This is a genomic window from Variovorax sp. GW821-FHT09D04 (genome assembly GCF_059416405.1).
The window spans coordinates 765660-788172 of the sequence record NZ_JBWKPA010000003.1; the positions used below are offsets into that span (position 1 = coordinate 765660).

Consider the following 22513-nt stretch of genomic DNA (forward strand, 5'->3'; position numbering starts at 1 on the left):
TTCCGACCCATGGCGCCGCACGGGCGGCCAGCATGAAGGCTTCTTTCATCCCATTTGATTGAAGGAGCGCAGACATGCCACGAGGCGACAAGTCGTCCTACACGGACAAGCAGAAACGCAAGGCCGGGCACATCGAGGCAGGCTACGAGCACCGCGGCCTGGCCAAGGGCGAGGCCGAGCGCCGCGCCTGGGCCACGGTGAATGCCGAGACCGGCGGCGGCAAGAAGAGCGGTGCGGGCCGCGGCAAGGCCGAGAACCACGGGCCCTCGCGCAAGGGTGGGCGCCTCGGTGGCGCCGCCGCGGCGAACCGCACCGCCGCCGAACGCTCGGCATCCGCCAGGAAGGGCGCCGCCACACGCAAGCGCAACGCCGAGAAGCGCGGCTGAAGCCGGTTGCGAATACCAGCCATATCGGCTGTCCGATAAACGGAGTCCACCCACCGCGCCCCCTGAAAAGCGGACATTCCTTCGCCATCTGTGACGGCAGCCGGACAACTTGCGTCGGCCCCGCGCCGGCGCGGCCCCGCACGAAGTCGCCAGCTTACGCGACGTTGGCCTGAACGCACGCGCTACACCGCCCAACCTCGGTCATTCCGCCTTCTTTTCGCACGCGTTCCGGGCGTTTGCCGGGGCGCGTTCGCGTCGATACGATCCGCCGCCTTGCCCTCCAGAAAGGAACGCGCGGGTGCCTCCCTCGAACGTTTTCTCCCCCACGACCGCGCCAGCCGCCGCAGATGCCCATGCCGGTGCCAACGCCGACTGGCAACAGCGCAGCCGCCGCCACGTCTGGCACCCCTGCACCCAGAGCATCCGCCTCGACGTGGCGCCGCCGCTGCCCATCGCGCGCGGCGAGGGCGTCTGGCTGACCGACCACGAAGGCCGGCGCTACCTCGATGCGACCAGCTCGTGGTGGGTCAACCTGTTCGGCCATGCGCACCCGGCGATCAATGCCGCGCTGAAGGCGCAGCTGGACACGCTGCCGCACGTGATGCTCGCCGGCTGCACGCACGCGCCGGCGGTCGAGCTGGCCGAGCGGCTGGCGGCGCTCACGGGCCATGCGCTGGGTCATTGCTTCTATGCCTCCGACGGCGCCTCGGCCGTGGAGATCGCGCTCAAGATGAGCTTCCACGCCTGGCGCAACGCGGGCCGCGCCGGCAAGCGCCGCTTCGTCGCGCTGCGCGGCGGCTACCACGGCGAGACGCTGGGCGCGCTGCACGTCACCGACGTGCCCGTGTTCCGCGACGCCTACGCGCCGCTGCTCGCCAGCGCGCACCTCGTGGCCTCGCCCGATGCGCGCGCCGCCCGGCCCGGGGAAGACGCCGCCGCGGTGGCGAACCGCGCGGCCGACGAGATCGAGGCATTGCTGGCCGCGCAGCACGACAGCATCGCCGCCGTGATCGTCGAGCCGCTGGTGCAGTGCGCCACCGGCATGGCGATGCACGATCCGGCCTACCTGCGCCGCGTGCGTGCGCTGTGCGACTGCTTCGGCGTGCACCTGATCGCCGACGAGATCGCGGTCGGCTGCGGGCGCACGGGCACCTTCTTCGCGTGCGAGCAGGCCGGCATCTGGCCCGACTTCCTGTGCCTGTCGAAGGGCATCAGCGGCGGCTACCTGCCGCTGGCGCTGGTGATGACGCGCGAGGCCATCTACCAGGGGTTCGTCGACGACGATGCCGCGCGCAGCTTTTTGCATTCGCATTCCTACACCGGCAACGCGCTGGCCTGCCGCGCGGCGCTCGCCACGCTCGATCTGTTCGAGCAGGAAGACGCGCTGAACCGCAACCAGGACCGCGCCGCACGCCTGCTGGCACGGCTGCGCGAGGGGCTCGCCGGCCAGCCGATCGACCACCTGCGCCAGCGCGGAATGATCACGGCCTTCGACGTGCGCGAGCCCGGTGCGCGCTTCGCCGAGCGCTTCCACCTCGCGGCGCGCGACCATGGCCTGCTGATGCGGCCCATCGGCGCCACCGTGTACCTGATGCCGCCGTACGCCATTGCGGACGATGAGATCGACCAGCTCGTGGACGGCACGCTCGCCACGCTCCAGGCCGTCACCCACGCCCCCGGCGCCACCGCCGACGAAGGAGCCCGCGATGCTGCGCTTGCTTGAACGCCTGCAGGACGAAATCACCGCGCTCGACGCGCGCTCGCTGCGCCGCCGCCGGCAGATCGCCGAGACCGCCTGCGCGCCCGAGCAGATCCTCACGCTGGCCGGCGCCACCGCGCCGCGCACCATGCTTGGCTTCAGCAGCAACGACTACCTGGGCCTGGCCGCGCACCCCGCGCTGGCCGAGGCGCTGGCCGAAGGCGCGGCGCGCTACGGCACGGGCAGCGGCGGCTCGCACCTCATCCTGGGCCACTCGCGCGCCCATGCGCAGCTGGAGGAGCGGCTGGGCGAATGGATGGCGCCGCACATTCCCGATGCGCGCAGCCTGTTCTTCTGCACCGGCTACATGGCCAACCTGGCGGTGCTGTCGGCGCTGGGCGACGGCGAGGCGGTGATCTTCTCGGAGACGCTGAACCACGCCTCGCTGATCGACGGCGCGCGGCTGGCCCGTGCCCGCGTGGAACGCTACCCGCACTGCGACCTGCAGGCGCTCGACGCGCAGCTCGCCGCCTGCGACGCGTCGGTCAAGCTCATCGTGAGCGACGCCGTCTTCAGCATGGACGGCCACATCGCCCCGGTGGCGGGCCTGCTGGCGCTGGCCGAGCAGCACGACGCCTGGCTGGTGATCGACGACGCGCACGGCTTCGGCGTGCTCGGCGCCACCGGGCGCGGCGCGCTGCAGGCGCTGGCGCTGCGCTCCGAGCGGCTGGTGCTGATCGGCACGCTGGGCAAGGCGGCCGGCGTGTCGGGCGCCTTCGTGGCGGCGCACCGCACGGTGATCGACTTCCTGGTGCAGCGCGCGCGGCCCTACATCTTCACCACGGCCGCGCCGCCGGCGGTGGCGCATGCGCTGCTCACCAGCCTGGCGCTCATCGAGGGCGAGGAGGGCATGCGCCGCCGCGCCCAGCTGCGCGCCCGCATCACCCAGCTGCGCAGCGGCCTGAAGCAGGTGCTGCCGGCCGACGGCAGCGCCTGGCTGGCCGATTCGCCGACCGCGATCCAGCCGCTCATCGTGGGCGACAACGCGCGCGCCATGCAGACCATGGAACGGCTCGACGCGCACGGCCTGCGCGTGGGCGCGATCCGTCCACCGACGGTGCCTGCCGGCACCGCGCGGCTGCGCATCGCGCTGTCGGCCAGCCACACCGAGGCCGACGTGGCGCGGCTCATCGATGCGCTGGGCGAGGCCCTGGCCGAACCATGGCCGGAGGCGGCATGACGACGGCAGCCGCTGCGCAGCGCCGCTGGTTCGTCACCGGCACCGACACCGGCGTGGGCAAGACGCTGGTGAGCAGCGCCATGCTCGCGCTGCTGGCCGCCTCGGGCCTGCGCGCGGTCGGCATGAAGCCGGTGGCGGCGGGCCTCGATGCCATCGACGGCGAATGGCGCAACGAAGACGTCGAACGCCTGCAGGCGGCCGGCAACGTCGACGCGCCGCTCGCCTGGCGCTGCCCCTACGTGCTGAAGGCGCCGATGTCGCCGCACCTGGCGGCGCGGGAAGAGGGCGTGCAGGTCGCGCTGCCCGTGCTGCTCGATGCCTTCGAACGGCTGTCGGCGCAGGCCGATGCGGTGGTGGTGGAAGGCGTGGGCGGCTTCTGCGTGCCGCTGGGCGACGACCTCGACACCGCCGACCTCGCGGTGGCGCTGGGCCTGCCCGTGATCCTCGTGGTCGGGCTGCGGCTGGGCTGCCTCAACCACGCGCTGCTCACCGCCGAGGCGATCCGCGCGCGCGGGCTGGTGCTGGCCGGCTGGGTCGCGAGCGTGGTCGAGCCGCAGATGCTCTCGCCCGAAGGCAACCTGCAGACGCTGCGCGCCCGGCTCGGTGCGCCGCTGCTGGGCGTGGTGCCGCACCTGGCAGAGCCCTCGGCGGCGCGCGCCGCCGAACACCTCGACCTGCGCGCGCTGCGGGCGAGCGCGGCCCATGCCGCGCGTCGCACCGAGGCCCCGCTCGTGTCAGCCGCGACGGCCTGAATCGGCCAGCCGCTGGGCGCGCACGCCGCCCTGGCGCGCGAGCATCCAGCCCGGGTACTCGGGCGCCAGCGCGCTGGCCTTGTCGATCGCCGCGAGTTCGTCGGCCGTGAGCTTCACCTCGGTGGCGGCGATGTTGTCGTCCAGCTGGTCGATGCGCTTGGCGCCGACGATCACGCTGGTCACCACCGGCTGGTGCAGCAGCCAGGCCAGCGCGATCTGCGCCACCGACACGCCGCGCGGCTCGGCGAACTGGCGCATGAGGTCGATGCAGTCGTAGGCGCGCTCCACGTTCACCGGCGGAAAGTCGAAGCTCGCGCGGCGGCTGCCTTGCGCGGTGGCGGTGTGGCGGTCGACCTTGCCGCTGAGCAGGCCGCCGGCCAGCGGGCTCCAGACCATCAGGCCGAGCTGTTCGCTGCGCAGCATCGGCACCAGCTCGCGCTCCAGGTCGCGCCCGGCCACGGTGTAGTAGGCCTGCAGCGACTCGAAGCGTGCCAGCCGGTCGCGCTCGGCGATGCCCAGCGCCTTGGCGATCTTCCACGCGGCCCAGTTCGACACGCCCACGTAGCGCACGTGGCCCTGGCGCACGAGGTCGTCGAGCGCGCGCACCGTTTCCTCGACGGGCGTGATCGGGTCGATGCCGTGGATCTGGTACAGGTCGATGTGGTCCAGCTGCAGCCGCTTCAGGCTGGCCTTCACGCCGTCCATGATGTGGTAGCGCGAGGCGCCGGCCGAGTTCACGCCCTTGCTGCCGGTTTCGCCCAGCACCTTGGTCGCGACCACCACGCGGTCGCGCGGCACCTTCAGGTTCTTCAGCGCCTGGCCGGTGATGGTCTCGGACAGGCCCTCGGAGTACACGTCGGCCGTGTCGATGAAGTTGATGCCGACGTCGAGCGAGCGGCCGATGAGGCCTTCGGCCTCGCCTTGCTGCAGCTGGCCGATGTGGTCCCAGATGCCCGGCGCGCCGCCGAAGGTCATCGTGCCGAGGCAGAGTTCGGAAACCAGGAGGCCGGTGCGGCCGAATTGGCGGTATTGCATCGAAAGTTGTCCTTTGGGTGGGGAGGGGCCGTCCGGCGTGACGAATGGCCGGCGGTTGCGAAAAAGTATCCCGCCGGCGCGCCCCGGCGGGCGAGCGCGTTTCTGCAAAGTCTTTGCCTATTTCTCCAGACCTCGTGCGCAGGCCGTGCGAAGGAGAGGATGCGACGCTAAGCTGCGGGCAGCCCAATCCTCCATGGCCGCCACCGCGGCCGCTCCCCTTTGTCAGAGGCCTACCCATGTCTGATGAAACCCCCGACACCGCCACCGTCCTCGCCATGCCGATGCCGCTGGAACCCGAACTCGATGCCGCCCGCGAAGAGCTGGTGCAGCTCATCCGCCACATCACGCGCGGGCAGGACGGCACGGTCGAATGCGCCGTGCCCGGCCTGCAGGTGCACTGCATCAGCAAGCCCGACGGCCCCAAGCACGGCTTCGCGACGCCGGCGCTGGGCCTCATCGCGCAGGGCTCCAAGCGGATCATCGTGGGCGACGACATCTACGTGTACGACCCCATGAACTACCTCGTCACCTCGGTCGACCTGCCGGTGTGCGGCCAGGTGTGCGTGACCAGCGAGAACGAGCCCTACCTGGGCGTGCGGCTGGAGCTGGCGCTCGATGAAATCGGCGACCTCATCGGCGACGAGAAGCTGCCGGCCAAGGCCAACGCGCCGGCCTCGCGCGGCATGTACGTCAACCGCATCGCCATGCCGGTGCTGGAGCCCGTGCTGCGCCTGCTGCGGCTGCTCGACACGCCCGAAGACATTCCGATCATGGCGCCGCTCATCAAGCGCGAGATCATGTACCGGCTGCTGGTGAACGGCGAGGGCGCGCGGCTGCGCCAGATTGCGCTGCACGACAGCCACACGCAACGCATCGCGAAAGCCATCAGCGCGCTGCGCACCAACTACGCGCAGTCGCTGCGCGTGGAAGACATGGCGCGCGCGGTGCACATGAGCGTGTCGTCGTTCCACCATCACTTCAAGGCCGTGACGGCGATGAGCCCGCTGCAGTACCAGAAGCAGCTGCGCCTGCAGGAGGCGCGCCGCCAGATGCTGATCGCCGGCACCGACGTGGCCAGCGCCGCGCACAACGTGGGCTACGAAAGCCCCTCGCAGTTCGCGCGCGAGTACGGCCGCATGTTCGGCGCGCCGCCGCTGCGCGACAAGCGCCGCTGGCTCGGCGAGGCCGGCAACGACGCGACCTCGATGGAAGCCGCGTAGGCCGCCCGGGCCCCGCGCGAGGGGTTTTTCAACATAGCACCTGCCGCGATTTCTTGCGTCGTCGTGGAAATGCAGGTTTCGCCAAATCTCGCTATCGTTTTGTTCGCTGCAGCACCCGTCCGCCCGTGGAGGCGGGACTACTCAACAACTCGGAGAGATGCATGCTTTGGGAAAAGAAGCTGGCGCAGTGGAGCGCCGCGGTCCGCGCACGGGCCAACCTGCCCGCGCGGCTCACCTTGTGGGACGGCCAGTCCTACGACTTCGGTGACTTCAGCGGACCGGCGGTCACACTGCACGTGAAATCGCCCGCGGCGCTGTCGCTGATGCTGCAGCCCACGCTCGACAACCTGGGCGAGGCCTACGTCAAGAGCAAGATCGACATCGAAGGCAAGCTCAGCGACGTGATCGACATCGCCTACGGCCTGGCGAAGAACTCGCTCGACAAGCCAGGCGGCGCGCTGCAAAGCATGGCCCGCTACTTCGCGCACACCAAGTCGTCGGACAAGAAATCCATCGAGTACCACTACGACGTGTCGAACGCGTTCTACCAACTCTGGCTCGACGCGAACATGGTCTATTCGTGCGCCTACTTCGAGAACGGCGACGAAGACCTGGCCACCGCGCAGCTGAAGAAAATCGACCACATCCTCACCAAGATCGAACTCCAGCCCGGGCAGACGCTGCTCGACATCGGCTGCGGTTGGGGCGCACTGGTCATTCGTGCGGCGCAGAAGTTCGGCGCGCGCTGCGTCGGCGTCACGCTGTCGCAGAACCAGTTCGATCTGGCGACCGAGCGCGTGAAGGCCGCGGGCCTGCAAGACCGCATCGAGATCCGGCTGCAGGACTACCGCGACGTGACCGGCCAGTTCGACCGCATCACCAGCGTCGGCATGTTCGAGCACGTGGGCCGCAAGAACCTGCCCGAGTACTTCGGGCGCGTGCAGAAGCTGCTGGCCGACGACGGCATCGTCATGAACCACGGCATCACCTCGTCCGACCCCGAGGGCGGCGGCGTGTCGTATGGCGGCGGCGACTTCATCGACCGCTACGTGTTCCCCAACGGCGAGCTGCCGCACATCAGCCTGGCGCTGCAGGCCATGCAGAAGGGCGGGCTCGAGGCCTTCGACGTGGAGAACCTGCGCCGCCACTACGCGCAGACGCTGCGCCATTGGAGCGACGCCTACGAGGCCCATGCCGACGAGGCGCGTTCGCTCGTCGACGAAGAGAAGTTCCGCATCTGGCGCATCTACCTCGCGGGCTGCGCCTACGCCTTCGAGAACGACGACGTGGCGATCTACCAGATCGTCGGGCGCAAGGCAGGCAGGGCGGCCAGCACGCTCCCGTGGTCGCGCCGCTACATCTACGACGGCACCTCGGCGCTGCGCGCCTGACCCGTCAAGGCCGCGTTGCGGCTACTCGAGCGTGAAGCCGATCTTCACCGTCACCTGCCAGTGCGCGACCTTGCCGTCGACCACGTGGCCGCGCGTCTCGGTGACGGTGAACCACTGGATGTTGCGCACTGTCTCGTGCGCCTTCGCGATGGCGGTCTGCACCGCGTCCTCGATGCTGGTCTTGGACGAGCCCGTCAGCTCGAGCGACTTGTAGACATGGTTCGACATGGCGGCTGCTCCTTGGGTGGTTGCGTGCCCATCGTAGCCAGCGCAGGGGGCGCGAGGCAACACCTTTGGGCGCGTGGATGCGATGCAAACCGCATCAGGACATTCGCAATCCGTCGTTGGCAACGGCGGGTGCGCTTCGCAGAATCGGCGGCATCGAACCAGGGAAACCGCCCGCCATGCCACTGCACACCGTCGCCTCTTCATCCCCGGCCGCACAGGCCCGCCACGTCCTCGCGCTGACCGCCATCGCCTGGTGCATCGCGCCGGCGTCGCCGCATGAAGTGGCACGCCGCGCACCGCATGGCCACGTGCCGCTGCGCGTGCGCAGGCGGCTGCACGCCACGGCCGTGGCGGCACTCCTGCCTTATGCATGGTGAGCCGCGCGACCCCGCAGATTCCAGATATCGATAGAGGAATTCAGCGCAAACGGCCCGTGCGATGGCTCGCAGAATTTGAAGCACACCCGCTTCCACTGCGTCCTCGCCGAACACCGTGTCCTACTCGCTCTCCCTGCTCGACAAGAGCCTGATCCCCGAAGGTGCCGACGCCGCGCAGGCGTTCCAGCACACCATCGCGCTGGCCCGGCGCGCCGAACGGCTGGGCTACCGCCGCTACTGGCTGGCCGAGCACCACGGCAACCGCACCTACGCGGGTTCGGCGCCCGAGGTGCTGGCCTCGCACCTGCTTGCCAAGACCTCGCGCATCCGCATCGGCACCGGCGGCGTCATGCTGCAGCACTACAGCCCCTTCAAGGTGGCGGAGACCTTCAAGGTGCTGGCCTCGCTGGCGCCGGGCCGCGTCGACCTGGGCATCGGCAAGGCGCCGGGCGGCCTGCCGCTGACCAGCAAGGCGCTGCAATCGCTGCACGATCCGGCGAAGGCAAAGGCCCTCGATTTCGAAGCGCGCCTGCAGGAACTCGATGCCTTCCTGCACGACGGCGTGCCCGCCGACCACGCGCTGGCCGGCGCCGTGGCCACGCCGTTCCCGCCGGTGGCGCCGCAGCGCGTGCTGCTGGGCGGCAGCCCCGAGAGCGCGCTGCTCGCGGCGCGGCTGGGCTGGCAGTTCGTCTATGCGGGCCACTTCAACGGCGACCCCGTGAACATCGAGCAATCGATCGACGCCTACCGCGGCGCGACCGGCCGCGCGCCGCTGCTCGCGCTGTTCGCCTTCGCCGCCGAGACGCACGACGAGGCCGCCGAGCGCGTGGGCGCGCTGCGCAGCTTCCGCGTGACCTTGCCCACGGGCCAGAGCGTGAACCTGCCGAGCCTCGAGGCCGCCGCCGAGTTCGCGCGGCAGGCCGGCGCGAGCGACTACCGCACCGAGGAGCGGCGCCCGCATGTCATCGCCGGCACCGGCGACGAGGTGCGCGACGCGCTCGAAGCCCTCAGCGCGCGCCACGGCATCGAGGAGTTCGTGATCGACATCCCGGTGGCGGACTTCGGCGCGCGCGCCACGGCGGTCGAACTGCTGGCGCAGGCCCGCGAGCCCGCACTGGCCTGAGTTCCTTCTTCCTTCCTTTCCCATCACAAGAACGATCGTCATGAGCAACATCCAGTTCGGCGTCATGCTGCAAGGGGCCGGCAGCCACATGAATGCCTGGAAGCACCCGGGCGGCCCGGCCGATGCCAGCGTCAACCTCGACTTCTTCATCCGCAGCGCGCAGAAGGCCGAGGCCGCGGGCATCGCCTTCGCGTTCGTGGCCGACGGGCTCTACATCAACGAGAAGTCGATCCCGCACTTCCTCAACCGCTTCGAGCCGATCTCGATCCTGTCGGCGCTGGCCGCCGTCACCACGAAGATCGGCCTGGCGGGCACCATCTCCAGCTCGTACAGCGACCCGTTCACGGTGGCGCGGCAGTTCGCCTCGCTGGACCTCATCAGCGGTGGGCGCGCGGGCTGGAACGTGGTGACCACGCCGCTGGAAGGCAGTGCCAAGAACTACAGCCGCGCCCACCCCGAGCACGCGCTGCGCTACGAGATCGCCGACGAGTACCTGGCCGTGACGCAGGGCCTGTGGGACAGCTGGGACGACGACGCCTTCGTGCGCGACCGCGAGAGCGGCCGTTTCTTCGACCGCGACAAGCTGCACACGCTGGACCACAAGGGCCGCTTCTTCCAGGTGGCCGGGCCGCTGAACATCCAGCGCTCGCCGCAGGGCCAGCCCGTGATCTTCCAGGCCGGTTCGTCGGACGCGGGCATCGGTCTCGCGGGCAAGTACGCCGACGCGGTGTTCACGCATTCGCCCTCGCTCGAAGACACGCGCGCCTTCCTCAAGCAGGTGAAGGCCAGCGCCGTGGCGCAGGGGCGGCAGGCCGGCGACGTGAAGATCTTCCCGGGCATCGGCCCCGTGGTCGCCGCCACCGAGGCGGAGGCCGAGGCCAAGTACCTCGCCATCCGCGCGCTGCTGACGGTCGAGGAGGCGCTGGCCTACCTGGGCCGCTTCTTCGACCACCACGACTTCAGCCAGTACCCGCTCGATGCGCCGTTTCCCGAGCTGGGCGAGATCGGCCGCAACAGCTTCCGCTCGACCACCGACCGCATCAAGGCCAACGCCAAGGCCAAGGGCCAGACGCTGCGCGAGGTGGCGCTCGAAGTCGCCACGCCGCGCACGCAGTTCGTGGGCACGGGCGAGCGCATCGCCGACGAGATCATCCGCTGGGTGGATGAGGGCGCGGCCGACGGCTTCATCCTCGGTTTCCCGGTCCTGGGGCAGGGCCTGGACGACTTCATCGAATTCGTGATTCCGGCGCTGGAGGCGCGCGGCCGCTACCAGCGCACGCTGCCCGGCCAGACCCTGCGCGACCACCTGGGCCTGCCACGCAAGGCGAGCCGCCATGCCGCACCGCAGGGCGGCGCCACCGCCGAGCGCAAGGCCGCCTGATGGGCGCCGCGCTGCCACGACCGGCCCTCAAGGATATCCACCGCGTCGAATCGACCATTGCCGGCTACGGCGACGAATTCATCGCGCTGCGGCGCGACATCCACCAGCACCCCGAGCTGTCGTTCAAGGAGCACCGCACCTCGGCCCTCGTGGCCGAGCGGCTCGCGGCCTGGGGCTACGAGGTCACGACCGGCCTGGCCGGCACCGGCGTGGTGGGCACGCTGCGGCGCGGGCCGGGGCGCAGCCTCGGCATCCGCGCCGACATGGACGCGCTGCCGATCCACGAGGCCACGGGCCTGCCGTATGCGAGCGAGAACGCGGGCGTGATGCATGCCTGCGGCCACGACGGCCACACGGCGATCCTGCTCGCGGCGGCGCGCTTCCTGGCCGAGACGGGCAGCTTTCGCGGCACGCTGCACCTGATCTTCCAGCCCGCCGAAGAACTGGGCGCGGGTGCGAAGAAGATGATCGACGAGGGCCTGTTCACGCGCTTCCCGTGCGACGCCGTCTTCGGCCTGCACAACTGGCCCGGCGTGGGGGCAGGGCACGTGGGCTGCGTCACCGGGCCCGCGATGGCGGCCATCGACCAGGCGCACATCACGGTGCGCGGCAAAGGCGGCCACGGCGCGCAGCCGCACGAGACGGTCGACCCCGTGGTCGCGAGCGCGCACCTGATCGCAGCATTGCAGACCGTGGTGGCGCGCAATGTCGATCCGCTGGACATGGGCGTGGTCACGGTCGGTTCCATCCACGGCGGCGAAGCCTCCAACGTGATTCCGAACACGGTCGAGCTCAAGCTCACGGCGCGTTCGTTCAAGCCCGATGTGCGCGCACTGTTGGCGCAGCGCATTCCCGCGCTGGCGCGGGCGCAGGCCGAGAGCTTCGGCGCGCAAGCCGAGGTCGACTACCGGCCGGGCTTTCCGCCGGTGGTCAACCACGCCGAAGAAACCGCCTTCGCACGCGCCGTGGCGCTGGACACCTTCGGCGCGCAGCGGGTCGACCCGGCCTTCCGCCCGCGCACGGCCAGCGAAGACTTCGCCTACATGCTGCAGGCGCGCCCCGGCAGCTACGTGTTCTTCGGCAACGGCGAGAGCGCCTCGCTGCACAGCCCGCGCTACGACTTCAACGACGCGATCCTCGCGCCCGCGGCCGTGTACTGGGCCCGGCTGGCCGAGCGCTTTCTTTCCGCCGACGGCGACACCCAGGAAACCACCCCATGAGCGAACAGTTTGTCTACACCACGCCGCTGGACCCGTTGGCCCGGCCGTTGATCGAAGGGCTCACCTTCGAGTACGACAGCCGCTACGGCGACGTGCTGCGCGAGCCCGGCGCCCCGCGCGAGATCGACCGCTACCTGCCCGAGGTGTTCGCGCCGCCGCACGGCAACTTCGTGCTGCTGCTGCGCGACGGCGTGGCGATCGGCGGCGGTGCCTTCATGCGCCACGACGAGCGCACCGCCGAACTCAAGCGCGTGTGGACGCACGGCGCGCTGCGCCGCCAGGGCCTCGCAAGCCGCGTGCTGGCCGAGCTGGAGGCGCAGGTGCTGCGCCAGGGCTACGAGCGCATCTACCTCACGACGGGCTTTCGCCAGCCCGAGGCCGTGGGCCTGTACCGCAGCCATGGCTACACAGCGCTGTTCACCGACGACGCCGACCCCGAGACGCCGCGCAAGCTGCCGTTCGAGAAGCACCTGGCGCAATGGGCCACGCAAGGCCGCGTGGGTGCGGCACTGAGCGGAGCGGTGTCGCGATGAACACGACCACCGTGCTCGACGCCGGCCCGGAGCCTCGTACCCCCACGGCACCCCTGCGCCGCAGCGATGCGGCACCGCCCGCCAAGGGCGACTACTCGCACTTTCGCATCGTGCCCGCGACCTACCCGGCGCGCACCGTCGGCACCATCTTCGCGGTGGCGGTGATCGGCCTCGTGCTGCATTCGGTGCTCACCAACCCGCGCTGGGGCTGGCCGGTGTTCGCGCAGTGGTTCTTCTCGGAGCCGGTGCTGGCCGGGCTGGGCCGCACGCTGCTGCTCACGGCGCTGGGCGCGGTGCTGGGCTTCTTCTTCGGCACGGGGCTGGCGCTGGCGCGGGTGTCGCGCTCGCCGCTCTTGGCGCGGCTGGCCTGGGTGTTCACCTGGCTCTTTCGCTCGGTGCCGGTGATCGTGCTGCTCTTGATCATCAACAACCTGGGCTACCTGTACGAGACCGTGTCGCTGGGCGTGCCGTTCACCGACCTGACATTCTTCTCGTACCCGACCACGCAGCTCATCAGCCCCTTCGTGGCGGCGCTGCTGGGCCTCACGCTGAACCAGGCGGCGTTTGCCTCGGAGATCGTGCGCGGAGGCATCCTTTCGGTGGACCAGGGCCAGCTCGAGGCAGCGGCTGCGCTGGGCCTTTCGCGTCGTCGCCAGGCTTCGCGCATCGTGCTGCCGCAGGCCATGCGCAGCATCCTGCCGACGGCCTTCAACGACATCATCGGGCTGGCCAAGGGCACCTCGAACCTCTACATCCTGGCGCTGCCCGAGCTGTTCTACACGATCCAGATCATCTACCGGCGCAACCTGGAAGTGATTCCGCTGCTCATGGTGGCGACCGTGTGGTACCTCGTGATCCTCACGGTGCTGTCGGTGGCGCAGCACTACATCGAGCGGCATTTCTCGCGCGGGGCGCTGCGCCATGCGCCGCGCTCGTGGCTGGGCGGCGTGGTGCACGGGCTGTGGGCGCGGGGCAGGGCGCCGGCCGTGGTGCCCGTGTCGCCACCGGCGCCGGCGCCCGCGCAGGTGCCGCGCTGGAACGGCTCGCGCGCCCCGGGCGGCGAGGTGACGATCCACGGCGTGTCCAAGCGCTTCGGTGCGCTGCAGGTGCTCGACGACGTGACCTTCACCGCGCCGCGCGGCAGCGTCACCGTGATCCTCGGCCCCTCGGGCTCGGGCAAGTCGACGCTGCTGCGCACCATCAACCACCTGGAGCGCGTGGACGACGGCTTCATTGCCATCGACGGCGAACTCATCGGCTACCGGCGCGACGCCGACACGCTGTACGAGCTGCACGAGAAGGACATCCTCACGCGCCGCGTCGACGTGGGCATGGTGTTCCAGAACTTCAACCTGTTCCCGCACCTCACGGTGCTGGAGAACATCGTCGAGGCGCCGCAGTCGGTGCGCGGCCTGCCGCGCGCCGAAGCCGAGGCGCTGGCCACCGACCTGCTGGCCCGCGTCGGCCTGGCCGACCGCAAGGACGCCTACCCGCGCCAGCTCTCGGGCGGCCAGCAGCAACGCGTGGCGATCGCGCGGGCGCTGGCGCTCAAGCCCAAGGTGCTGCTGTTCGACGAGCCCACCTCGGCGCTCGACCCCGAGCTGGTGGGCGAGGTGCTCGCGGTGATCGAGGAGCTGGCGAGCTCCGGCACCACGCTGGTCATCGTGACGCACGAGATCGGCTTTGCCCGCGAGGTGGCCGACACCGTGGTCTTCATGGAGCAGGGCCGCATCCTCGAAACCGGCACGCCCGAGCAGGTGTTCAACGCGCCGAGGCATCCGCGCACGGCCGAATTCCTGGCCAAGGTGCTCTGAGATTTTCTCTTTCTCTTTTCCAACCGACCGCTTTTCATGACCCATCGACGCCTTCTCCTGTCCGTTCTCCTGGCGGCCTTGCTGCCGATCGCCGCCACGGCCCAGACCGCCCCGGCGCCCGACCTGAGCCCCGAGCAGCCCGGCCGCCCGCGCGCGCAGAAGATCGACGAGGCCGTACGGCTCGCGAAGGACTTCAAGTTCCTCAAGGAAGGCGTGCTTGTCGTCGGCACCACCACCGGCCGGCTGCCGTTCGCGGCCTACGCGACCGACACCAAGACGCCCGTGGGCAACGCGCCCGACATCGCGCAGCTCGTGGCCGACAGCCTGGGGCGCAAGCTGGAGCTGGTGTCCACCGCCTGGGCCGACTGGCCGCTGGGCCTGCAGTCGGGCAAGTTCGACGTGGTGGTGTCCAACGTGACCGTGACCGAAGAGCGCAAGGAGAAGTTCGACTTCTCGACCTACCGCAACGACCAGCTGGGCATCTACGTGAAGTCGGACAGCAAGCTCGGCGCCATCAAGGAGCCGAAGGACATCGCGGGCCTGAAGCTCATCGTGACCGCCAGTACCAACCAGGAGCAGATCCTGCTGCGCTGGAACAAGCAGAACCTGGCCGCCGGCCTCAAGCCCATCGAGATCCAGTACTACGACGACGATGTGGTGCAGCGCCTGGCCATCCAGTCGGGCCGTGCCGACGCCTACGTGGGCCCCAACGCCATCGCCGCCTACGAGGCGCGCGACGGCAAGACCCGGCTCGCGGGCCTGGTGTCGGGCGGCTGGCCGCTCAATGCCGAGATCGCCGTCACCTCGCGCAAGGGCTCGGGCATTGCCGAGGCCGTGACGCTGGCGCTCAACACGCAGATCAGGAACGGCAACTACGGCAAGGCGCTGTCGCGCTGGAACCTGGCCTCCGAGGCCATCGAGGTGGCGCGCACCAACCCGCCCGGCCTGCCGAAGAACTGAGGGGAGGGGACCATGTCGCTCAAGAAGACGCTGGGGGCGCTGGCCGCCCTCGGGCTGATGGCGTTCGCGCCGGCGCACGCCGCCGACGCCTTCGACTTCAGCCCCGAGCAGAAGGGCCGCCTGCACACCGGCAAGGACGCCGAGGCCGTCAACGCCATTCCGCCCAACTTCAAGTTCGTGAAGGAGGGCGTGCTGACCATCGCCATCGCGCCGTTCGCGCCGCCGATCTCCACCTATGCCACCGACGCGAAGACGGTGGTGGGCTTCGACCCCGACTTTGCCCACCTCATCGCCGAGGCGCTGGGCTTGAAGCTGGAGCTGCGGCCCGTCGCCTGGGCCGACTGGCCGCTGGGCCTGAGCTCGGGCAAGTACGACGCCGTGATCTCCAACGTGGGCGTGACCGAGCAGCGCAAGGAGAAGTTCGACTTCTCGACCTACCGGCTCGGCCTGCACGGCTTCTACGTGCGCACCGACAGCGCCATCCAGTCGATCAAGGAGCCCAAGGACGTGGCGGGCCTGAAGCTCACGACCGGCGCGGGCACCAACCAGGAGCGCATCCTGCTCGAGTGGGACCGGCAGAACGTGGCCGCGGGCCTGAAGCCGGTGTCGATCCAGTACTACGACGACGATGTGACGCGCTGGCTGGCGGTGACGACGAAGCGCGTCGACGCCAACTTCAACCCCAACGCGCCGCAGGCCTACGAGGCCGCAAAGAACGGGCAGCTGCGGCTGGCCGGCACGGTGAACGCGGGCTGGCCGCTGAAGTCGGACGTGGCCGTGGCCACGCGCAAGGGCAGCGGCCTGGCGGTGGCGCTCACCACCGCGGCCAATGGCCTGATCCGCAACGGTACCTACGGCAAGGCGCTCGCGCGCTGGCGCCTCGCGGAAGAGGCGCTGCCGAAATCGGAGGTCAACCCGCCGGGGTTGCCGAAGTTCTGACCCTGCGATTCCCACGACCATGACCATCCACCACATCGGTTTTCTCACGCCCGGCAACTACGACGAGGCCGACCCGCACGCGGGCCTCGAGGCTGCGCTGCGGCTCTTTGAATTCGGCGAGCGGCGCGGTTTCGACAGCGCCTGGGTGCGCCAGCGCCACCTGGAGCGCGCCGTGTCGTCGGCGCCGACCTTCCTGGCCGCCGCCACGCAGCGTACGCGCCGCATCGAACTCGGCGCGGCCGTGATCCAGATGGGCTACGAGAACCCGTTCCGGCTCGCCGAAGACCTGGCCACCGTCGACGTGCTCTCGCGCGGCCGCCTGCAGGTGGGCCTGAGCGCGGGCGCGCCGCCGCACGGCGCCTTGCTGGGCGGGCGCTTCCAGGACGCACCGCCGGCCACGGTCGACTTCACGCACAAGCGCGTGGCGCGGCTGCGCGCCAACCTCGAGGACGTGCTGCTGGGCGACGAAGACACGGTGGTCGAATCGGCCGGCGGGCGCGTGCGTCCGCGCGTGCAGCCCTATGCGCCCGGCCTGGTCGGGCGGCTCTGGTACGGCGGCGGGTCGCTGCGCTCGGCCGAATGGGCGGGGCGCAACGGCTTTCACCTGCTGCTGGGCAATGTGCTCACGGGCGAGACCACCGACGACTTCCTCGAGGCGCAGACCGGGCTGGTCGAACGCTACCGCGCCAGCGAAGTGCCGGGCGCACGGCGCGGACGGATCGCGCTGGGCCGCGTGATCGTGCCGCTGGACGGTGCCGATGCCGCCACGCGGCGCCGCTACCGTGCGTTCGCCGCGGGCCGTGTCGAGCGCACGCTGTCGCCGCAGGGCGAGCGCCGCACGTTGTTCGCGGGCGACCTCGTGGGCAGCGCCGACGAGATCCTGGAGCGCCTGCACCGCGACCCGGTGCTGCCGCTGGTGAGCGAGCTGCGCGTGGAGCTGCCCTACAACTTCGACAGCGAGGCCTACGAGCAGATCCTGGACGACCTGGCGGTGCGCATCGCGCCCGAATTGGGCTGGCGCGTGCGCGCCGAGCTGCCACATGAAGCGCTCGCGCTCGCCTGAGCCTCAGACGCTTTGCGCATGCGCTTATCGCAAACGCTTCGTTGGTGATGGCGTGCTGCCTGCCTAGAGTTCGCTCTGATCTGTTTCTGATGTCTTCCATTCAACACAAGGAGTCCCGCATGTCGATCTTCAGCAGATGGTGGCGCGCCGCGTCCCTCGCCACGCTGACCTTCCTGGCCACCGCACCGTCGGCCTTCGCGCAGGCCTCGGCCGACGGCAGCGGCCCGCTGGTCTCCACCGACTGGCTCGAGAAGAACCTGCGCAACCCGAAGCTGCGCGTGATCGAGGTCAGCGTGAACCCGGGCCTGTACGAGCGCGGCCACATCCCAGGCGCGGTGAATTTCTCGTGGCACAACGACCTCAACGACCGCGTGCGCCGCGACATCGTGAGCCAGACGGAATTCGAGAAGCTGCTGTCGGCGGCCGGTGTCGACAAGGACACCACCGTGATCCTCTACGGCGACACCAACAACTGGTTCGCTGCCTGGGGCGCCTGGGTGTTCGACCAGTACGGCGTGCAGAACGTGAAGCTGCTCGACGGCGGGCGCAAGAAGTGGGAGGCCGAGAACCGCGTGCTCGACAACCGCGCGCCCGAACACGTCGCCACGCGTTTCAAGGTGACGCAGCCCAACCCACAACTGCGCGCGCGGCTGGCCGACGTGCTGGCCGTGGCCGAGGGCCGCTCCGACGCGAAGCTGGTCGACATCCGCTCGGCCGACGAGTACAGCGGCAAGATCTTCGCGCCGGCCGGCGCCGCCGAACTGGCGGTGCGCGCGGGCCACGTGCCCGGCGCGGCCAACGTGCCCTGGGGTCGCGCGGTGAACGAAGACGGCACCTTCAAGTCGGCCGCCGAGCTGAAGGCGATCTACGCGGCCGTCGGCATCGACGGCAGCAAGCCGGCCATCACCTACTGCCGCATCGGCGAACGCTCGAGCCACACCTGGTTCGCGCTGCACAAGATCCTGGGCTACAAGAACGTGCGCAACTACGACGGCTCGTGGACCGAGTACGGCAACGCCGTCGGCGTGCCGGTCAACAACCCGGCCGGCACGGTGTGGGCGTCCAAGTGAACGAATGAGTTGAGGTGAGATGAGTTCGAGGTGAGTCGGCGTTGGAGGGACCTCGCGGCCTCTCTGATGAGCGACATTGGGCGAGCCCTCGGGCTCGCTTTTTTTTGGACCCAAGAAAGAGGAACCGGGGCATGTCCGCTTCGTCAATCCATGCGGCGCCTATGCCGCTTTCTCGCACGGGCCTGGCCGCTGCGGTCGTCGTGTTGTTGCTGGTCGCCGCCAGCGTGCACCTGCTCGGCGAGCGCAGCGGCGGCCGCGCGCTGGCCTTCGCGCTCGGGCTGGGTGCGGTGCTCGGCGTGGTGTTGCAGCGCTCGCGCTTCTGCTTCTACTGCCATGCGCGCGACTACTTCGAGGGCGGCGACGCACGCGGCCTGCTGGCCATCGTGGCCGCGCTGGCGGTCGGCACCGTGGGCATGCACGTCGTCATGACGGGCTGGCTGCCCGTGCCGCAGCCGGGGCGATTGCCGCCCGACGCGCACATCGGGCCGGTCAGCGGCGCCCTGGTGCTCGCGGGGCTGGCCTTCGGCGCGGGCATGGTGGTATCGGGCTCGTGCATCAGCGCGCACTGGTACCGGTTGGGCGAAGGCTCGCCGACCGCGCCGTTCGCACTGCTCGGTGCCGGCGCAGGGTTCTTGTTGGGATTCACGAGCTGGAACTGGCTCTACAGCGCCACCATCGCCACCGCGCCCGTGGTGTGGCTGCCGCATCACCTGGGCTATGCGGGCTCGGCCGCGCTGCAGCTGGCGGTGCTCGCCGCGCTCGCGGCCTGGCTCTGGCGAAAGCTGCCGGCGGGTGAGGCTGCCTTGCCCACGCCGCGCCGCTTCATCGACGCCGCGCGCCGGCTGCTGCACGGGCGTTGGCCGTACGCGTGGGGCGGGCTCGCGGTAGGCGCGATCGCCGTGATCGTGGTGCTGCGGCTGCGTCCCCTCGGCGTAACCGCAGCTTTGGGCAGCGCCGCGCGCGACTTCGGCAACGCACACGGCTTGCTGCCGCAGCGCCTGGACGGGCTCGACGGTTTCGGCGGCTGCGTCACGGCGGTGGTCGAAAGCCTCTGGCAGACGCCCAACGCGCTGCTGGTCGGCGGCCTCGTCGCGGGTGCGCTGGCAGCGGCACTTGCGAGCGGGCAGTTCAGGCCCGCATGGCCGACCGTGGGGCAGGTGGTGCGTGGCCTTGGCGGCGGCGTGCTGCTGGGGTGGGGCGCGATGACCGGGCTGGGCTGCACGGTGGGCAACCTGCTGTCGGGCACGATGGCTGGGGCGCTGTCGGGCTGGGTGTTCGGCGCGAGTGTGTTGCTGGCGGTGTGGGGCGGGCTGCGATTGAAGCGTCTTGCCGTAAGGGCGTGATCGCCGTTCATCGCAGCGCGGCAGGCTCCGCATTTCCATATGCGGAGTCCTTCTTTCGAGACGGCGCGGGGCAGGGCACAGTGCCTCACGCACAGGCACAGGACGACGCCGCCCCGCGCGGCCGTCCGCCTGTCTTCTCTTCCAAAGAACACCCGAGGGATTCCATGCTCCGACCACTCCTGACCGCGGCCCTGCTGGCCGCCGGCCTGCTGCAGGCGCCTGTTGCCGCCGCCGAAACCGTGCGCTGGGCGCGCAGCGCCGACCCCGCCACGCTCGACCCGCACGCGGTCAACACCGGCACCAACTTCGGGTTGCTGCACCAGATCTACGAGCCGTTGATCCTGCGCGGCGCCGACAGCAAGTTGCAGCCCGCGCTCGCCACCTCGTGGAAGCTCACGGCCGACCCGACGGTGTGGGAGTTCAAGCTGCGCCCCGGCGTCAAGTTCCATGACGGCGCGCTGCTCACGGCCGACGACGTGGTGTTCTCGCTGCAGCGCGCGCAGGCGCCGAGCTCGGCGCTCAAGTCGCTGCTGTCGTCGGTGGCGGAGGTGAAGAAGGTCGACCCACTCACGGTGCATGTGCGCACCAAGGGCCCGAACCTGATCTTCCCGAACAACCTCACGAACCTCTTCATCCTGAACGAAGCCTGGGCCAGGGCGAACAAGGCCGAGCAGTCGCAGGACGTGGCCAGCAAGACCGAGAACTTCGCCACCCGCAACGAGAACGGCACCGGCCCCTACGTGCTGGCCTCGCGCGAGGTCGATGCGCGCACGGTGCTCAAGCAGTTCCCGCAGTACTGGGGCCGCGGCCAGTTTCCGCTGGACGTGACCGAGCTGGTCTACGTGCCGATCAAGTCGCCCGCCACGCGCGTGGCCGCGCTGCTGTCGGGCGAGGTCGATTTCGTGCAGGACCTGCCGGCGCAGGACGTGGGCCGGCTCAAGGCCGACAAACGCCTGCGCGTGACCGAAGGGCCCGAGAACCGTTCGATCTTCCTGGGCCTGAACGTGGGCGCGAAGGAACTCAAGTACGCCGACGTGAAGGGCAAGAACCCGCTGGCCGACCCGAAGGTGCGCGAGGCCATCGGCCTGGCGATCGACCGCGACGCGATCAAGGCGGCGGTGATGCGCGGGCTGTCGAACCCCTCGGGCATCATCGCGCCGCCGTTCGTGCACGGCTACGAGAAGGGCTTCGCGGCCTACCCGAAGGCCAATGCGGTGCAGGCCAAGAAACTGCTGGCCGAGGCCGGCTACCCGAACGGCTTTGCGATCACGCTGCACACGCCGAACGACCGCTACGTGAACGACGAGGCCATCAGCACGGCGGTGTCGGGCTTCCTCGGGCGCATCGGCATCAAGACCACGGTGGCGGCGCGCCCGATCGCGCTGCACAGCACCGCCATCAACTCGGCCGACACCGACTTCTACCTCTTCGGCTGGGGCGTGCCGACCTACGACTCGGCCTACATCTTCGACTACCTGGTGCACACGCGCGGCAAGGACGGCCGCGGTCCGACCAACGCCACCGGCTACAGCAACGCCGAGGTCGACGCGCAGATCGCGTCGCTGGCCGCCGAGAGCGACAAGGCGAAACGCGACGCCACCATCAAAGCCATCTGGCAGACGGTGCAGAAGGAGCGCATCTACATCGCGCTGCACGACCAGGTGCTCAACTTTGCCTCGACCCCGAAGCTGGACATTCCCGTGAGCCCCGACGGCAGTGTGTTCTTCAAGAACGTGAAGGTGGCGAAGCCCTGAGCACACCATGTGGGCTCATCTCTTGCACCGGCTCGGCCAGTCCGTGCTGGTGCTGCTGGCGGTGTCGTTCGTGTCCTTCCTGGTGTTCCGCCACATCGGCGATCCGACCATCAGCCTGCTCGGCGAAGACGCCACGATCGAAGAGCGCGCCGCGCTGACGGCCGAGCTGGGCTTCGACCGCCCGGTGCCGGTGCAGTACCTGCGCTACGTGGGCCATGCCCTGCAGGGCGACCTGGGTGTGTCGTACCGGTTGAAGCGGCCGGTGGTCGAACTCATCGCCGAGCGGCTGCCAGCCACGCTGGAGCTGGCGCTGGTGGCGGCCGTGCTGGCGGTGGCGGGCGGCGTCGCGCTGGGCGTGTACACGGCGATCCGGCGCGACAGCGTGGCCAGCCGCGCGGTCATGGCGGTGTCGCTGGTCGGCGTGTCGCTGCCCACCTTCCTGATCGGCATCGGGCTCATCTACCTGTTCGCGGTCGAGCTGCGCTGGCTGCCGTCGTTCGGGCGCGGCGACACGGTGCAGCTGGGCGGCTGGAGCACCGGGCTGCTCACGGCCTCGGGCTGGGCATCGCTGCTGATGCCCGCGCTGACGCTGGGCCTGTACAAGCTGACGCTGATCATGCGGCTGGTGCGCGCCGAGATGCTGGAGGTGCTGCGCGCCGACTACATCCGCTTCGGCCGCGCGCGCGGGCTGCGCGAGCGCGACCTGAACTACGGCCATGCGCTGCGCAACACGCTGATCCCGGTCATCACCATCACCGGGCTGCAGATCGGCTCGCTGGTGGCCTTTGCCATCGTCACCGAGACGGTGTTCCAGTGGCCGGGCGTGGGGCTGCTGTTCATCACGTCGATCCAGGGGGTGGACGTGCCGGTGGTGGCGGCCTACCTGCTGCTGATCGCGCTGCTGTACGTGGCGATCAATTTCATCGTCGACCTGCTGTACGTGCTGGTCGATCCACGCCTGCGACGCGCCTGACTCCTTCCTGCT

General features: G+C 70.0%; 21 protein-coding genes. 19 read left to right on the forward strand and 2 right to left on the reverse strand.

Features of this window, described 5'->3' with window-relative positions:
* The first annotated feature begins 74 nt into the window (after window positions 1-74).
* The 4 genes from AC07O4_RS13930 to bioD all read left to right on the forward strand — a co-directional run bounded on the left by AC07O4_RS13930 (window position 75) and on the right by bioD (window position 4077).
* Window positions 75-386: a plasmid stabilization protein gene (locus AC07O4_RS13930; protein ID WP_495304833.1), complete on the forward strand. Its 312-nt coding sequence runs from the start codon at window positions 75-77 to the stop codon at window positions 384-386.
* 298 nt (window positions 387-684) lie between these two features.
* Window positions 685-2109 carry an adenosylmethionine--8-amino-7-oxononanoate transaminase gene (gene bioA, locus AC07O4_RS13935; protein WP_495304834.1) on the forward strand — a complete coding sequence of 475 codons (1425 nt, stop codon included), beginning with the start codon at window positions 685-687 and terminating at the stop codon, window positions 2107-2109.
* Window positions 2093-3325: an 8-amino-7-oxononanoate synthase gene (bioF, locus tag AC07O4_RS13940; protein WP_495304835.1), complete on the forward strand. Its 1233-nt coding sequence runs from the start codon at window positions 2093-2095 to the stop codon at window positions 3323-3325. The genes bioA and bioF overlap by 17 nt, the downstream gene beginning before the upstream one ends.
* Entirely contained in the window at window positions 3322-4077 is a 756-nt protein-coding gene (gene bioD, locus AC07O4_RS13945) for a dethiobiotin synthase (RefSeq protein ID WP_495261573.1), read from the forward strand. The genes bioF and bioD overlap by 4 nt, the downstream gene beginning before the upstream one ends.
* Here bioD and AC07O4_RS13950 read toward each other — a convergent pair.
* Window positions 4060-5112 carry an aldo/keto reductase gene (locus AC07O4_RS13950; protein ID WP_495304836.1) on the reverse strand — a complete coding sequence of 351 codons (1053 nt, stop codon included), beginning with the start codon at window positions 5110-5112 and terminating at the stop codon, window positions 4060-4062. The two genes, bioD and AC07O4_RS13950, sit on opposite strands and share 18 nt — an antisense overlap.
* A gap of 236 nt (window positions 5113-5348) precedes the next feature.
* On the opposite strand from AC07O4_RS13950, the gene AC07O4_RS13955 reads away from it, so the two are divergent.
* Together AC07O4_RS13955 and AC07O4_RS13960 are read left to right on the forward strand one after the other, a co-directional pair.
* A complete protein-coding gene (locus AC07O4_RS13955; protein WP_062482185.1) occupies window positions 5349-6332 on the forward strand; it encodes an AraC family transcriptional regulator in 984 nt (327 codons plus the stop codon).
* 161 nt (window positions 6333-6493) lie between these two features.
* Window positions 6494-7723, forward strand: a complete 1230-nt coding sequence (locus tag AC07O4_RS13960) for a class I SAM-dependent methyltransferase (RefSeq protein ID WP_495304837.1) — start codon at window positions 6494-6496, stop codon at window positions 7721-7723.
* Between the two features lie 21 nt (window positions 7724-7744).
* On the opposite strand, the gene AC07O4_RS13965 is transcribed toward AC07O4_RS13960, so the two are convergent.
* Window positions 7745-7951, reverse strand: coding sequence for a dodecin (locus tag AC07O4_RS13965; RefSeq protein ID WP_062482179.1), 207 nt, complete (start codon window positions 7949-7951; stop codon window positions 7745-7747).
* 176 nt (window positions 7952-8127) lie between these two features.
* On the opposite strand from AC07O4_RS13965, the gene AC07O4_RS13970 reads away from it, so the two are divergent.
* From AC07O4_RS13970 to AC07O4_RS14030, 13 genes are all read left to right on the forward strand, one after another.
* Window positions 8128-8328, forward strand: a complete 201-nt coding sequence (locus AC07O4_RS13970; protein ID WP_062482175.1) for a hypothetical protein — start codon at window positions 8128-8130, stop codon at window positions 8326-8328.
* Window positions 8329-8443: 115 nt separating this feature from the next.
* Window positions 8444-9451 (forward strand): LLM class flavin-dependent oxidoreductase, encoded by a 1008-nt coding sequence (locus AC07O4_RS13975; RefSeq protein ID WP_495304838.1) that lies wholly within the window; start codon window positions 8444-8446, stop codon window positions 9449-9451.
* A gap of 40 nt (window positions 9452-9491) precedes the next feature.
* Window positions 9492-10832: an LLM class flavin-dependent oxidoreductase gene (locus AC07O4_RS13980; protein ID WP_370877919.1), complete on the forward strand. Its 1341-nt coding sequence runs from the start codon at window positions 9492-9494 to the stop codon at window positions 10830-10832.
* The gene (locus tag AC07O4_RS13985) at window positions 10832-12052 is read left to right on the forward strand and encodes a M20 aminoacylase family protein (RefSeq protein ID WP_495304839.1); all 1221 of its coding nucleotides are present in this window, start codon (window positions 10832-10834) and stop codon (window positions 12050-12052) included. The genes AC07O4_RS13980 and AC07O4_RS13985 overlap by 1 nt, the downstream gene beginning before the upstream one ends.
* The gene (locus tag AC07O4_RS13990) at window positions 12049-12585 is read left to right on the forward strand and encodes a GNAT family N-acetyltransferase (protein WP_495304840.1); all 537 of its coding nucleotides are present in this window, start codon (window positions 12049-12051) and stop codon (window positions 12583-12585) included. Before AC07O4_RS13985 ends, AC07O4_RS13990 begins: the two co-directional genes overlap by 4 nt.
* Entirely contained in the window at window positions 12582-14399 is a 1818-nt protein-coding gene (locus AC07O4_RS13995; protein ID WP_495304841.1) for an amino acid ABC transporter permease/ATP-binding protein, read from the forward strand. Before AC07O4_RS13990 ends, AC07O4_RS13995 begins: the two co-directional genes overlap by 4 nt.
* Before the next feature lie 36 nt (window positions 14400-14435).
* Window positions 14436-15359: an ABC transporter substrate-binding protein gene (locus tag AC07O4_RS14000; RefSeq protein WP_492735405.1), complete on the forward strand. Its 924-nt coding sequence runs from the start codon at window positions 14436-14438 to the stop codon at window positions 15357-15359.
* A gap of 12 nt (window positions 15360-15371) precedes the next feature.
* On the forward strand, window positions 15372-16298 hold the full coding sequence (locus AC07O4_RS14005) for an ABC transporter substrate-binding protein (RefSeq protein WP_495304842.1): 927 nt from the start codon (window positions 15372-15374) through the stop codon (window positions 16296-16298).
* A gap of 19 nt (window positions 16299-16317) precedes the next feature.
* Window positions 16318-17361 carry an LLM class flavin-dependent oxidoreductase gene (locus AC07O4_RS14010; RefSeq protein WP_144004393.1) on the forward strand — a complete coding sequence of 348 codons (1044 nt, stop codon included), beginning with the start codon at window positions 16318-16320 and terminating at the stop codon, window positions 17359-17361.
* 119 nt (window positions 17362-17480) lie between these two features.
* A complete protein-coding gene (locus AC07O4_RS14015) occupies window positions 17481-18431 on the forward strand; it encodes a sulfurtransferase (RefSeq protein ID WP_495304843.1) in 951 nt (316 codons plus the stop codon).
* A gap of 131 nt (window positions 18432-18562) precedes the next feature.
* Window positions 18563-19774 carry a YeeE/YedE thiosulfate transporter family protein gene (locus AC07O4_RS14020; RefSeq protein WP_495304844.1) on the forward strand — a complete coding sequence of 404 codons (1212 nt, stop codon included), beginning with the start codon at window positions 18563-18565 and terminating at the stop codon, window positions 19772-19774.
* A 164-nt stretch (window positions 19775-19938) separates the two neighbouring features.
* On the forward strand, window positions 19939-21528 hold the full coding sequence (locus AC07O4_RS14025) for an ABC transporter substrate-binding protein (RefSeq protein ID WP_495304845.1): 1590 nt from the start codon (window positions 19939-19941) through the stop codon (window positions 21526-21528).
* Between the two features lie 7 nt (window positions 21529-21535).
* Entirely contained in the window at window positions 21536-22501 is a 966-nt protein-coding gene (locus AC07O4_RS14030) for an ABC transporter permease (RefSeq protein WP_495304846.1), read from the forward strand.
* Window positions 22502-22513 lie beyond the last annotated feature (12 nt).

Bases quoted from the DNA above. Each gene is read 5' to 3' on its own strand.
- bioF (WP_495304835.1), top strand. From the start codon at position 2,093: ATGCTGCGCTTGCTTGAACGCCTGCAGGACGAAATCACCGCGCTCGAC.
- AC07O4_RS13955 (WP_062482185.1), top strand. From the start codon at position 5,349: ATGTCTGATGAAACCCCCGACACCGCCACCGTCCTCGCCATGCCGATG.
- AC07O4_RS14020 (WP_495304844.1), top strand. From the start codon at position 18,563: ATGTCCGCTTCGTCAATCCATGCGGCGCCTATGCCGCTTTCTCGCACG.
- AC07O4_RS13970 (WP_062482175.1), top strand. From the start codon at position 8,128: ATGCCACTGCACACCGTCGCCTCTTCATCCCCGGCCGCACAGGCCCGC.
- AC07O4_RS14005 (WP_495304842.1), top strand. From the start codon at position 15,372: ATGTCGCTCAAGAAGACGCTGGGGGCGCTGGCCGCCCTCGGGCTGATG.
- AC07O4_RS14000 (WP_492735405.1), top strand. From the start codon at position 14,436: ATGACCCATCGACGCCTTCTCCTGTCCGTTCTCCTGGCGGCCTTGCTG.
- AC07O4_RS13930 (WP_495304833.1), top strand. From the start codon at position 75: ATGCCACGAGGCGACAAGTCGTCCTACACGGACAAGCAGAAACGCAAG.
- AC07O4_RS13950 (WP_495304836.1), bottom strand. From the start codon at position 5,112: ATGCAATACCGCCAATTCGGCCGCACCGGCCTCCTGGTTTCCGAACTC.
- AC07O4_RS14025 (WP_495304845.1), top strand. From the start codon at position 19,939: ATGCTCCGACCACTCCTGACCGCGGCCCTGCTGGCCGCCGGCCTGCTG.
- AC07O4_RS14015 (WP_495304843.1), top strand. From the start codon at position 17,481: ATGTCGATCTTCAGCAGATGGTGGCGCGCCGCGTCCCTCGCCACGCTG.
- AC07O4_RS13960 (WP_495304837.1), top strand. From the start codon at position 6,494: ATGCTTTGGGAAAAGAAGCTGGCGCAGTGGAGCGCCGCGGTCCGCGCA.
- AC07O4_RS13980 (WP_370877919.1), top strand. From the start codon at position 9,492: ATGAGCAACATCCAGTTCGGCGTCATGCTGCAAGGGGCCGGCAGCCAC.
- AC07O4_RS13985 (WP_495304839.1), top strand. From the start codon at position 10,832: ATGGGCGCCGCGCTGCCACGACCGGCCCTCAAGGATATCCACCGCGTC.
- AC07O4_RS14030 (WP_495304846.1), top strand. From the start codon at position 21,536: ATGTGGGCTCATCTCTTGCACCGGCTCGGCCAGTCCGTGCTGGTGCTG.
- AC07O4_RS13965 (WP_062482179.1), bottom strand. From the start codon at position 7,951: ATGTCGAACCATGTCTACAAGTCGCTCGAGCTGACGGGCTCGTCCAAG.
- bioD (WP_495261573.1), top strand. From the start codon at position 3,322: ATGACGACGGCAGCCGCTGCGCAGCGCCGCTGGTTCGTCACCGGCACC.
- AC07O4_RS13995 (WP_495304841.1), top strand. From the start codon at position 12,582: ATGAACACGACCACCGTGCTCGACGCCGGCCCGGAGCCTCGTACCCCC.
- AC07O4_RS14010 (WP_144004393.1), top strand. From the start codon at position 16,318: ATGACCATCCACCACATCGGTTTTCTCACGCCCGGCAACTACGACGAG.
- AC07O4_RS13990 (WP_495304840.1), top strand. From the start codon at position 12,049: ATGAGCGAACAGTTTGTCTACACCACGCCGCTGGACCCGTTGGCCCGG.